Origin of the sequence: uncultured Lactobacillus sp., assembly GCF_947367125.1 — a bacterium.
Taxonomy (GTDB): domain Bacteria; phylum Bacillota; class Bacilli; order Lactobacillales; family Lactobacillaceae; genus Lactobacillus.
Map to the genome: position 1 here is coordinate 1 of NZ_CANBCQ010000006.1, position 11951 is coordinate 11951.

Genomic DNA, 11951 nt, shown 5'->3' on the forward strand with positions numbered 1-11951 from the left:
TCGCTGGGTAGCTATGTGCGGAAGGGATAAGCGCTGAAAGCATCTAAGTGCGAAGCCCCCCTCAAGATGAGATTTCCTTTGCGAAAGCAGTAAGACACCTCAAAGACGATGAGGTAGATAGGCTGGGAGTGGAAGTCCTGTGAAGGATGGAGCGGACCAGTACTAATCAGTCGAGGACTTGACCAAAGCGAAGCGATCTGGCAGGTTTTTTGCGAGAAGGATTATGTTTAGTTTTGAGCGAATTAGCTCAAAAGAGTACGGTGGCGATAGCAAGAAGGATACACCTGTTCCCATGCCGAACACAGAAGTTAAGCTTCTTCACGCCGAAAGTAGTTGGTGGGCAACTGCCTGCGAGGAAAGGAAGCTGCCGTGCTCTTTTTTAATATTCCGGCTTAGCTCAGTTGGTAGAGCGCTTGACTGTTAATCAAGATGTCGTCAGTTCGAGTCTGACAGCCGGAGTAAGAATGAGAAGGAAGCGGAAGGCTTCCTTTTTTTGTGCGTTATTTTATGAAAACTGAATAATTGAACCAAAGCATATTTTAATAGGAAGCCAAATTTGTGAATTATGTTTAAATTCATGAAAATGGCTTTTTAAATTTTTAGACCAATTTTCTGTTTTCGCTTGCTGGGCGCCACTTTTGAGCTTCCAGTGACAAAATGTCATTTTATGAAATATTTTTCAAATAATACTTTTTAAAAGATTATATTTATCGTATAATAAAAGCGGATTCATTTTTTTGATCTAGAGGAGGAAATTACATGGTAGGAATTGTTTTAGCCAGCCATGGTGGCTTTGCCGATGGTATTGCACAATCTGCACAAATGCTTTTCGGCGAACAAGATAATTTTGCACATGTTATCTTAAAGCCTAATGAAGGTCCAGATGACATTCGTGGCAAGATGGAAAAAGCAATTGCTTCATTTGATAACCAAGATGAAGTTTTGTTCTTGGTCGACTTATGGGGTGGTACTCCATTTAACCAAGCAAATGGTCTTGCTGAAAAGCATGATAAATGGGCAATTGTTGCAGGTATGAATTTACCAATAGTTGTACAAGCATTAACTGAAAGAATGATGGATGCTAATGCTACAGCAAAGCATATCGCTACTGCGGTTGTTCAACCTGGTAGAGATGGTATTAAGACTAAGCCAGCTGATTTGATGCCTAAGACTGCTGCTGCAGCTCCAGCAGCTGCTAAGGATGATTCTGCTGCTAAAGGTGGCAGTAAGAGCATTCCTGAAGGTACTGTGATTGGTGATGGTCACATTAAATACGTTTTAGCAAGAATCGATTCACGTTTACTTCACGGTCAAGTAGCAACTGGTTGGATCCCAGCTATGAAGCCTGATCGAGTAATTGTTGTTTCAGACAGTGTAGCTAAGGATAATTTGCGTAAGAGTATGATTCGTGAAGCTGCACCAGCCGGTGTTAAGGCTCACACTGTTCCACTTAAGAAGATGGAAGAAATTGCTAAGGACCCAAGATTTGGAAATACTCATGCACTTCTTTTGTTCGAAAATCCAGAAGATGTTTTGAGAGCTATCAAGGGTGGCATTGATATTAAAGAAATCAATGTTGGTTCAATGTCTTATAAAGATGGTGATGTTAACGCAAATAACGTATTATCTATGAATCAAAAGGACGTTGATACTTTCCGTGAACTTGAAAAAATGGGCGTTAAGTTTGATGTTAGAAAGGTTCCTGCAGATGCACCAGGTAACATGGATGCTATCTTAAAGAAGGCTCAAACTTTACTTGACGAACAAAAGAAATAAGATTTAGGAGTAAAAAATGGAATTAAACGCTATACAAATGATTTTGGTTGTGTTTGTTGCCTTTCTTGCTGGTATGGAAGGTATCTTGGATGAATGGCAATTTCACCAACCATTAGTCGCATGTACTTTAATCGGTTTAGTAACCGGTCACTTGGACCTCGGCGTTATGCTAGGTGGTTCATTACAAATGATCGCAATGGGTTGGGCAAACATTGGTGCCGCAGTTGCACCAGATGCTGCTTTGGCTTCTGTTGCTTCAGCAATTATTTTGATCGAAGGTGGTCAAGGAACTAAGGGGATCGGTACTGCTACTGGTATTGCTATTCCTTTGGCTGTTGCTGGTTTGTTCTTAACTATGATCGTACGTACTGTTTCTACTGCTATCGTTCACATCATGGACGCTGAAGCTAAGAAAGGGAATTGGCGTATGATTAACATATGGCAATGGATCGCCGTATGTTTGCAAGGTTTGAGAATTGCTATCCCAGCTGCACTCCTTTTAGCTATTCCTGCTGGAACAGTTAGAGGTTGGCTTGCAATGATGCCACAATGGTTAAACGAAGGTATGACTATTGGTGGTGCGATGGTTGTAGCTGTAGGTTATGCTATGGTTATTAACATGATGGCAAGTAAAGAAGTATGGCCATTCTTCGCAATTGGTTTTGCTCTTGCTGCTATCAAGGATTTAACTTTGATCGCCCTTGGTGCTATCGGTCTTTCAATGGCTTTGATGTACTTAGCTCTTGAAGCTAAAGGTGGTAACGGCGGAGGTTCAAACTCTGGCGATGCCGGTACCGGCGATCCACTCGGCGATATCATTGATGATTATTAAAATGAACGCATAGAGGAGGATTTATACAAATGGCTGATAAGAAAATTAAATTAACCAAGCGTGACCGTTTTAACGTTATGTGGCATTCACAATTCCTTCAAGGTTCATGGAACTATGAAAGAATGCAAAACGGTGGTTTTGCTTACTCAATGATTCCAGCATTGAGAAAGTTATACCCTAAGAAGAATGATTTGTCTGCTGCTTTACAAAGACACTTGGTCTTCTTCAACACTCACCCATACTTGGCTTCACCTGTTCTTGGTGTTACCTTGGCTTTGGAAGAAGATAAAGCTAATGGTGCTGAAGTTACTGACGACGCTATTCAAGGTGTTAAGGTTGGTATGATGGGACCTTTAGCAGGTGTTGGTGACCCTGTATTCTGGTACACTGTTCGTCCAATTGTTGGTGCTTTAGGTGCATCAATGGCTATCTCAGGTAACGTAATGGGTCCTATCTTATTCTTCGTTATCTGGAATTTAATCAGACTTGCCTTCTTGTGGTACTCACAAGAATTTGGTTACAAGGCAGGTTCAGCTATCACTAATGATATGTCAGGTGGTATGCTTCAAAAAGTTACTCGTGGTGCTTCCATGATGGGTATGTTCGTTTTGGGTGCCTTGATTGAACGTTGGGTAAATATTACATTTACTCCAGTTGTTTCTAGAACTCCTATCCAAAAGGGTGGTTACATTGAATGGGATAAGCTTCCATCGGGTGCTAAGGGTATCCAATCCGCTCTTGAACAATGGAATATGGGTAACGGTAAGTCTTTAACTAGTACCAAAGTTACTACTTTGCAAGACAACTTGAACCAATTAATTCCTGGTTTAGCTGGTTTACTTTTGACTTTCTTCTGTATGTGGTTATTGAAGAAGAAGGTTTCACCAATTTGGATCATCATTGGTATCTTCGTTGTTGGTGTTCTCTTCCACGTATGGGGCATTCTTTAATAAATGGCTAAGTCAATTAATACAAGAGTCGATCTAACCATTGATGCTACTTGGTTTAGAGGTATTGCATCATATGGAAAAATTATGATTGGCGATCGAGCTTTTGAATTTTATAACGAACGAAACGTTGAAGATTATGTTCAGATTCCCTGGAATGAAGTAACTTATGTGGTTGCAGACATTCGTTTTGGTGGGCGCTATATTCCTCGTTTTGAGATCAGAACTAAGTCCAATGGTAAATTTATTTTTGCATCACGTGATCCTAAAAAGGTATTACGGGCAATGCGGAAGTATGTGCCAGCTGATCATATGCGAAGAGCACTGAGCTTATGGCAACAATTAAAACAACGTTTTAGTCGCAAAAAGAAATAAAGTTAAACAAAATAACCTAGATCGAAATTTGATCTAGGTTATTTTTTATCCATCAGTAACCGAAGCACGTAATCGGTTCAAGAAAAGTTCAGCTACAGGAGATAAATTAGTTTCGTGTTTCCAAATGACGGTAATTGGTTGCTTCATCATGGGAGTGATTGGCCTAAAAGTTAATTCTGATTCATCAGAAATATTAGCAATCTTATCTAAAGTTAACATAATTGCGGCTTTATTTTTAACTAACAGAGTACCATTAAAACTTAAATTATTAGTACCAATAATATTAATTTGATCTTTATAATTACCAAACCATGAATCAAAATAACGCATATTTTCAGCTTGTTGTGAATTTAGAATATCACGACCGACTAAATCTGCAGCAGTAATTATTTCTTTTTTAGCTAAAGGATCATCTTTAGTCATTAGTATACCCCATGTATCTTTTTCAGGGAGCTGAAGCGAAGCATAGTTACCTAATGGTAAATTACCAATAATAACAGCAAAGTCAACTGTACCGGTGTTTAAGCGTTTTTGTGCAAATTCATAATCACCGCTCAAAACATGTATTTTGACTGTTGGATAATCCTGAATAATGTTGCTGACAATATTCATAATACGTTGCATGGCAAAGCTTTCACCAGCCGCAATGGTTAAATCACCACTAATTACCGCACTGGACTGCAAATTGCTTTTAGTTTTAGCAGTTAAAGTTAAAATCTCTTTTGCTTGTTCGTAAAGATATTGTCCTGCAGGAGTTAATGTTAAATGTCGTGGTTGGCGATTAAATAGTTTAACACCTAGTTCATCCTCTAGATCGGCAATTTGTCGTGATAGGGCAGGCTGAGAAACCAGTAATTTTTCAGCTGCTCGGGTCATATTTAATTCTTGGGCAGTTGCCACAAAATAATTTAAAACTCTTAATTCCATTTTTTATTCATAAATAATTGTTATTATACTTCATACCTTATAAGCTTTGTACATTGTTAAGCTTACTTTTTAAACTGAAGTTAAGCAAGAAAAGAGGAAGAGAAATGGAAACAGAGAATCAAGATTTACGTCAAAAACTTATTCAACAGAATCAACGTCTATTACAAAATTTAAATACACAGAGACATTGCAGTTGTGAGATTAGACAATTGATCAGTGAAATAATTGGACAAAAAGTACCAACTAGTACTGAAATTCACTTGCCCTTTTACTCTGACTATGGACGTAACATTAAGTTAGGTGAGCGAGTATTTATTAATGCTAACGTAATGATGGTTGACTTAGGTGGGATTACAATTGAAAATGATGTATTAATTGGTCCAGGTGCGTATCTTATTTCAGTTAATCATCAGCTCTCTCCGCAGCACAGAAAAGAACTGGAATTAAAACCTGTTACTATCAAACAAAATGCTTGGATTGGCGCTAAGGCAATGATTCTATCTGGCGTTACAGTAGGCAAGAACGTAGTTGTAGCGGCTAATGCAGTAGTTGCTAAAGACGTGTCAGTAAATATGATGGTAGCAGGAGTACCTGCTAAAATAATTAAAAAAAATTGCAGAATAAAAGGCCGAGATTTTTCTCGACCTTTTTGCTTAAACAGCTTTTTCATTACTCCAAATCTTGGAAATAATGTATAGCACAATGAACGTTACAATTGCAGCGATCATCGGTATACGGTAACTTGGTAAAATTAACAATAAGATAATCATTAATACAAAGAATAGCAAGATTACGTAGTCAATATAAGGATAACCAGGCATTTGGAAATCGTCAAGTTCATTAAATGGCGTTTTTCTGCGATATGCCATATGGGTCAAAATCATCAAACTCCAGATAATCAAAAACATACTAGTGGAAGTTGATGAAATAAAGTTAAAGGCTTGATCCCCAATGACTAATGTGATTAGAGGTGCGCATCCCATTAATAATGCAGATAAAATTAATGCGTTTTGAGGAAGCTGCCGTTTTGATAAATGGCCAAAAGTTTGATTCCATTTACCTTTACCATCAAAAGTCACCGAGAATAGCAATCGACCAGCACTATATAAAAAGCTATTTGTTGATGAAACAGCTGCTGAAATAACTACAAAGTTAATAATGGAACTAGCATTTTTAATTCCAGTAGCGCCTAAAGCTTCAACAAATGGGCTAGCATTGGTAGCAACTTTGGACCATGGAATTACTAATAAAATGCCTAAAATAGCCATCACATAGAACAAAATGATTCGAACTGGCAATTGGTTAATTGCACGCTTTAAGGTTGTTTCTGGCTTTTGGGCTTCAGCTGCGGTCAAACCAATTAATTCAACGCCGATAAAACTGAAGATGACCATTTGGAATCCTTGCAGGAATCCTTTGCTACCACGGGCAAAAAAGCCGCCGTGATCATCTAAATTAGCAAAAGTTACTGGACCAAAAGTGGTTTTTCCACCAGTTAGCAATAGATACAGAATCAAAATAACAAAGGCAACAATTGTCACAATTTTGATAATAGCAAAACTGAATTCAAGATTTCCGAATACGCGAGCAGAAATCAAATTAATTACTAACAAAAGTGCAATCGTAATAATTCCAGGTATCCACGGCTTCAATGTTGGAAACCAATATTTGAAATAAATTCCTAACGCGGTCGTTTCAGCCATCCCTAAGGTAATCCAGCTTATCCAGTAAAGATAACCTGTGATAAAGCCAATGTTTTTGCCTAAATATTGTTCAATAAAATCAATATAAGTGTGCTTATTTAAGTCGGACATAATTAGTTCTCCCAATGCCCGCATTAGGAGGAAAAGAAAGATGCCGACAATAATATAAATTAGGATAACGCTAGGACCAGCTCGGTGAATACTGTCACCCACACCTAGAAAAAGACCTGTCCCAATTGTTCCGCCTAAAGCAATTAATTGAATATGTGCATTGCTTAGGGTTCGTTTATAACCAGAATTGGTCTTTGTTTTTTTCTCACTCATAAAAGTCCCCCAGTGTTCTCAATCTTTTCACATATACTTAATATTTTATCATTATCAGTTAACAAGACCAGACTCTAAAGCCAGATTTAAAAAAATATAAAAAACTAACCAAATAAAATAAGTTTGTTAATTCACAAACAAATAATTTAGAAACCGCTTTCATTATTATAGGAGTAAAACATACAGCAATATGGATCTTTGTTAATTCGGTGCTTTCACAAATTCAAGCATTTACAAATAAAGTTATTGTGCTATAGTTGACATTGTAAATTAGTTCACAAGAATTAGTAGATCTTAGAGGTAATAATATAATGGCTAAGACACAACAAAAAGAGACTCTCACAGAGGACGAAAAGAAAAAGCAAATCTACGACATGGTTGATAACTTAGTAAAGAAATCACATGTCGCTTTAGATCAAATGGCTAACTTCACACAAGAACAAGTTGATAAGATCTGTGAAGCAGTTGCTACTGCAGGTGAACAAAATGCTTACCCACTAGCTAAAATGGCTGTCGAAGAAACTAAACGTGGTGTAGTCGAAGATAAAACTACCAAGAACATGTATGCTTCAGAAAATATCTGGAACAGTTTGCGTCACGAAAAGACTGTTGGCGTAATTGAAGAAGACAAGGAATTAGGTTTGACCAAGATCGCTGAACCTAAGGGTGTTATTGCAGGTGTTACACCAGTAACTAACCCAACTTCAACTGTTATTTTCAAGGCAATGCTCGCTTTGAAGACGAGAAATACTATTATCTTCGGTTTCCACCCACAAGCTCAAAAGTGTTGTGTAGAAACTGGTAAAATCATTCGTGCAGCAGCTGTTGCCGCAGGTGCTCCGGCAGATGCCGTTCAATGGATTGAAGAACCAAGTCTTGATGCAACTACTGACTTGATGAATAACCCAGGTGTTCAGACCATCTTGGCAACTGGTGGTCCAGGTATGGTTAAGGCTGCGTACTCATCAGGTAAGCCAGCTATTGGCGTTGGTCCTGGTAACGGGCCTTCTTATATTGAAAAGACTGCTAATATTGATCGTGCAGTTTATGATATTGTTTTATCAAAGAACTTTGATAACGGCATGGTTTGTGCTTCTGAAAACTCAGTTGTCGTTGACACTGAAATTTATGACAAGGTTAAGGAAGAATTTAAGAAGTGGAACTGCTACTTCTTGAATAAAGAAGAAATTAAAAAGTTTGAAGAACACTTTATTGATCCTCGTCGTGGTACGGTTGCTGGCCCAGTAGCTGGTAAATCAGCTTATGAAATTGCTAAGCTTTGCGGGGTGGATGTGCCAAAGACAACTAAAGTAATTATCGCTGAATATAAAGGTGTAGGTAGAAACTTCCCACTTTCAGCAGAAAAACTTTCACCAGTCTTTACTTTGTACCGGGCTAAGAGTCACGATGATGCATTTAAGATTTGTACTGACTTGTTAAATTATGGCGGTCGTGGTCATACTGCTGGGTTGCATTCAAATGATAAAAAGATCATTGATGAGTTTGCAATGAAGATGGATGCTTGTCGTATCCTAGTTAACTCCCCAGCTGCCCTTGGTGGTATCGGTGATCTTTACAACAACATGTTGCCATCGCTTACCTTGGGTACTGGTTCATACGGTGCTAATACCTTCTCACATAATATCGGTGCTAAAGATTTGCTTAACATTAAAACGGTGGCAATGCGCCGGGACAATATGCAATGGGTAAAAGTTCCATCAAAGACCTATTTTGAACATAATGCTGCTAACTACTTACGTCATATGCCAAACGTTAACCGCTTCTTCATTGTTACTGATGAAGGTGTAGCTGACCAAGGCTTTGCTGATGAAATCACTGATATTATTTCTAAGCGTTTAGGACAAAAGGAATATGAAGTCTTCAAAGCTGTAACGCTTGATCCTAATACTGATGTGATCAAAGATGGTGTTCACAGAATGAACATCTTCAAGCCAGATGTAATTATTGCCATCGGTGGTGGTTCAGTAATGGATGCAGCCAAGGCAATGCGCTTATTCTATGAAAACCCAGAAATGAGTTTTGAAGAAGCTTACCAAAAGTTCCTCGACATTAGAAAAAGAGTAGTTCGTTTCCCAAAGATTAATGGTGTCCAACTTGTATGTATTCCAACTACTTCAGGTACCGGTTCAGAAGTTTCTCCAATTGCCATTATTTCTGATGCTAAAACTGGAATTAAACATACCTTATGCGACTATGCCTTGACACCAGATGTTTCAATTGTTGATGATCAATTTGTGCAAACGCTGCCCAAACGTTTAATTGCTTGGTCAGGGTTTGAGGCATTAGGTCATGCAATTGAAAGTTATGTTTCAACGATGGCAACTGACTTCACTCGTGGCTGGTCACTTGAAGCTATTAAAGCAATTTTCGCTAACTTGAAGAAGTCTTACGATGGCGATCTTGATGCTAGAAAGAGAATGCATGATGCAGCTACGATTGCTGGAATGGCTTATTCAAATGCCTTTCTTGGTTTGGAGCACTCAATTGCTCATACTGTGGGCTCAACTTTTGATATTCCAAGTGGGGTTAGCGATGCAATTGCTTTGCCACAAGTCATTCGCTTTAATGCTAAGCGTCCTGAAAAACTTGCAATGTGGCCACATTACTCAGTTTACCGTGCTGAAAGCGACTATGCTGATATTGCTAGAGCAATTGGTTTAACTGGCTCAAGTGATGCTGAATTAGTTGAAAAGTTGGTACAAAAGATTATTAACTTGGCTGAATCAGTTGGCATTAAGTTAGCTTTTAAGGACTATGGTGTCGATAAAGCTGAATTTGATAAGAAGGTGGACCGATTAGCTGTTGAAGCTTATGGTGACCAAAATACTGTTACTAACCCATCGGCTCCATTAATCAGTCAAATTGTTCAATTAATGAAAGACTGCTACGAAGGCAAGGGCATTAACCAAAAATAATTAAATTTACTTGAATAAAAATGGCTGTCAGATTAAATTTTGATAGCTATTTTTTATACTTAAAAATATTATACCAATTTTGGATGTTTGTGCTTGACCGATTTTTAAAAAAAGACTATTATACCTACTGTAACAATAAAAACAAACTAGTCCATTGATTAAAAGTGAACTAGACCGAAGGAGAAAATTATGTGCGGAATTGTTGGAGTTGTAGGTAAGCCTGCAAAAGATATTATTTTAAATGGATTAACTAACTTGGAATATCGTGGTTACGATTCAGCTGGTATTTACTTAAATGACTTAAATGGTAATGAATACTTAACTAAGGCTGTTGGCCGTATTTCTAACTTAAAGGAAAAGTTAACTCCAGATGAACAAGGCTTAGTTGGAATTGGTCATACTCGTTGGGCAACCCACGGTAAGCCAACTGTTGACAACGCTCACCCTCACTTTGACGAAACTAAGCGTTTCTACTTGGTTCACAATGGTGTGATTGAAAACTACACAGAATTAAAGGAAAAGTATTTACAAGGAGTTAAGTTCCACTCAGATACTGATACTGAAGTTGTAGTTCAACTCATTGGGAAGATTGCTCGTGATAAAAACTTGGACGCATTCTCAGCATTTAAGGAAGCTTTGAAGTTAGTTAAGGGTTCATATGCTTTCTTGCTTGTTGATAACACTGAACCAGATCACGTTTTCATCGCCAAGAATAAGTCACCGATGATGCTTGGTATCGGCGATGGTTTTAACATTATTGCTTCTGATGCTATTTCAGTACTTGACCAAACCAAGACCTTCGTTGACTTGCAAGATGGTGATGTTGGTGACATTACTAAGGATTCATACACAATTGAAACTATCGATGGCAAAAAGGTTGACCGTGAACCTCACGTTTTGAACATTGATCCTAATGCAGCTTCAAAGGGTACTTACGAATTCTACATGTTAAAGGAAATCGATGAACAACCAGGCGTTATGCGTCACATGTCACAAAACTACTTGGATGAAAATGGTGAACCAAAGGTAGATCAAGATATTGTTGATGCTATTTCTAAGGCTGACCGTCTTTACATTTTTGCTGCAGGTACTAGTTACCACGCAGGTCTTGTTGGTAAATCTATTTTTGAACACTACACTGGTATTCCTACTGAAGTTGGTTATGCTTCAGAAGCTGGTTACCATTTCCCAATGATGAGCAAGCACCCATTCTTCATTTTCTTGACTCAATCAGGTGAAACTGCTGACTCACGTGTTGTTTTAAAGGAAGCTAATAAACGTGGTATTCCAAGTTTGACAATGACTAACGTTGAAGGCTCAACTTTATCACGTGAAGCTAACTACACCATGTTGCTTGGCGCTGGTCCTGAAATCGCTGTTGCTTCAACTAAGGCTTATACTGCACAAGTTGCTTTGCAAGCTATTTTGGCTAAGGCACTTGGTGAAAAGCTTAATAATCAAGAAGCTGAGGACTGGAATTTAAAGCATGACTTAGCTATTGCTGCTGAAGGTATCCAACAAATTGTGGATGGTAAGGAAAAGTTAGAAGAACTTGCTAAGAAGTACTTAGTACCATCAAGAAATGCCTTCTACATTGGTCGTGGTATTGATCACGCTGTTGCTCTTGAAGGTGCTTTGAAGTTAAAGGAAGTTTCCTATATTCAAACTGAAGGTTTTGCTGCAGCTGAACTTAAGCATGGTACTATTTCATTAATTGAAGATGGTACTCCAGTTATTGCTTTGATCAATGACCCAGTTACTGCTGACCTTACTCGCGGTAATATTCAAGAAGTAGCATCACGTGGTGCTTCAGTGATTACTATTGTTGGTAAAGAATTTGCCAATAGCGATGACACAATTGTTTTGCCAGAAATTAACTACTACATGTCAGCACTTTTGACTGTAGTACCAACTCAACTTTTGGCATACTACGCTTCAAAGAATAAGGGCTTAGATGTTGATAAGCCACGTAACCTTGCTAAGAGTGTTACTGTTGAATAATTAATAATTTACTAATAAGAATAGCGATGGTGAATAAGCCACCGCTATTTTTGTGAAATTTTGTTTCTTACTTGAATGCATTAAATTTTGTGAGGTGATAGAAGTATGAAACTTACTGATAAAGAATTAG

9 protein-coding genes, 1 tRNA gene and 2 rRNA genes are annotated in these 11951 nt (G+C 38.1%); 10 read left to right on the top strand and 2 right to left on the bottom strand.

Features of this window, described 5'->3' with window-relative positions; all coding sequences use genetic code 11:
- The 7 genes from Q0Y84_RS02725 to Q0Y84_RS02755 form a co-directional block, all read left to right on the top strand.
- Positions 1 to 186, top strand: a 23S ribosomal RNA gene (locus Q0Y84_RS02725); the annotation flags it as partial.
- A gap of 70 nt (positions 187 to 256) precedes the next feature.
- A 5S ribosomal RNA gene (gene rrf / locus Q0Y84_RS02730) occupies positions 257 to 373 on the top strand.
- Positions 374 to 386: 13 nt separating this feature from the next.
- Positions 387 to 459 (top strand) — tRNA-Asn (locus Q0Y84_RS02735).
- 300 nt (positions 460 to 759) lie between these two features.
- Complete coding sequence (locus Q0Y84_RS02740) at positions 760 to 1776, top strand: PTS sugar transporter subunit IIB (RefSeq protein ID WP_297950622.1); 1017 nt, start codon at positions 760 to 762, stop codon at positions 1774 to 1776.
- A 16-nt stretch (positions 1777 to 1792) separates the two neighbouring features.
- On the top strand, positions 1793 to 2608 hold the full coding sequence (locus Q0Y84_RS02745) for a PTS mannose/fructose/sorbose transporter subunit IIC (RefSeq protein ID WP_297950623.1): 816 nt from the start codon (positions 1793 to 1795) through the stop codon (positions 2606 to 2608).
- A 29-nt stretch (positions 2609 to 2637) separates the two neighbouring features.
- The gene (locus tag Q0Y84_RS02750) at positions 2638 to 3558 is read left to right on the top strand and encodes a PTS system mannose/fructose/sorbose family transporter subunit IID (RefSeq protein WP_297950624.1); all 921 of its coding nucleotides are present in this window, start codon (positions 2638 to 2640) and stop codon (positions 3556 to 3558) included.
- 3 nt (positions 3559 to 3561) lie between these two features.
- Complete coding sequence (locus Q0Y84_RS02755) at positions 3562 to 3930, top strand: DUF956 family protein (RefSeq protein WP_297950626.1); 369 nt, start codon at positions 3562 to 3564, stop codon at positions 3928 to 3930.
- Between the two features lie 45 nt (positions 3931 to 3975).
- Here the strand turns inward: Q0Y84_RS02755 and Q0Y84_RS02760 are convergent, their stop codons facing one another.
- Positions 3976 to 4857 carry a LysR family transcriptional regulator gene (locus Q0Y84_RS02760; RefSeq protein ID WP_297950628.1) on the bottom strand — a complete coding sequence of 294 codons (882 nt, stop codon included), beginning with the start codon at positions 4855 to 4857 and terminating at the stop codon, positions 3976 to 3978.
- Between the two features lie 104 nt (positions 4858 to 4961).
- Between Q0Y84_RS02760 and Q0Y84_RS02765 the strand changes: the two genes are divergently transcribed.
- Positions 4962 to 5555, top strand: coding sequence for a DapH/DapD/GlmU-related protein (locus Q0Y84_RS02765; RefSeq protein WP_297950630.1), 594 nt, complete (start codon positions 4962 to 4964; stop codon positions 5553 to 5555).
- Here the strand turns inward: Q0Y84_RS02765 and Q0Y84_RS02770 are convergent.
- The gene (locus Q0Y84_RS02770; RefSeq protein WP_297950632.1) at positions 5511 to 6884 is read right to left on the bottom strand and encodes an amino acid permease; all 1374 of its coding nucleotides are present in this window, start codon (positions 6882 to 6884) and stop codon (positions 5511 to 5513) included. The two genes, Q0Y84_RS02765 and Q0Y84_RS02770, sit on opposite strands and share 45 nt — an antisense overlap.
- Before the next feature lie 311 nt (positions 6885 to 7195).
- Between Q0Y84_RS02770 and adhE the strand changes: the two genes are divergently transcribed.
- Together adhE and glmS are read left to right on the top strand one after the other, a co-directional pair.
- Positions 7196 to 9820 (top strand): bifunctional acetaldehyde-CoA/alcohol dehydrogenase, encoded by a 2625-nt coding sequence (adhE, locus tag Q0Y84_RS02775; protein WP_297950634.1) that lies wholly within the window; start codon positions 7196 to 7198, stop codon positions 9818 to 9820.
- Positions 9821 to 10009: 189 nt separating this feature from the next.
- Entirely contained in the window at positions 10010 to 11821 is a 1812-nt protein-coding gene (glmS, locus tag Q0Y84_RS02780) for a glutamine--fructose-6-phosphate transaminase (isomerizing) (RefSeq protein ID WP_297950636.1), read from the top strand.
- The last annotated feature ends 130 nt before the right edge of the window (positions 11822 to 11951 follow it).

Excerpts from the sequence above, each read along its gene's own strand:
- Q0Y84_RS02740 (WP_297950622.1), top strand. The coding sequence starts at position 760 with ATGGTAGGAATTGTTTTAGCCAGCCATGGTGGCTTTGCCGATGGTATT.
- Q0Y84_RS02745 (WP_297950623.1), top strand. The coding sequence starts at position 1,793 with ATGGAATTAAACGCTATACAAATGATTTTGGTTGTGTTTGTTGCCTTT.
- Q0Y84_RS02750 (WP_297950624.1), top strand. The coding sequence starts at position 2,638 with ATGGCTGATAAGAAAATTAAATTAACCAAGCGTGACCGTTTTAACGTT.
- Q0Y84_RS02755 (WP_297950626.1), top strand. The coding sequence starts at position 3,562 with ATGGCTAAGTCAATTAATACAAGAGTCGATCTAACCATTGATGCTACT.
- Q0Y84_RS02760 (WP_297950628.1), bottom strand. The coding sequence starts at position 4,857 with ATGGAATTAAGAGTTTTAAATTATTTTGTGGCAACTGCCCAAGAATTA.
- Q0Y84_RS02765 (WP_297950630.1), top strand. The coding sequence starts at position 4,962 with ATGGAAACAGAGAATCAAGATTTACGTCAAAAACTTATTCAACAGAAT.
- Q0Y84_RS02770 (WP_297950632.1), bottom strand. The coding sequence starts at position 6,884 with ATGAGTGAGAAAAAAACAAAGACCAATTCTGGTTATAAACGAACCCTA.
- adhE (WP_297950634.1), top strand. The coding sequence starts at position 7,196 with ATGGCTAAGACACAACAAAAAGAGACTCTCACAGAGGACGAAAAGAAA.
- glmS (WP_297950636.1), top strand. The coding sequence starts at position 10,010 with ATGTGCGGAATTGTTGGAGTTGTAGGTAAGCCTGCAAAAGATATTATT.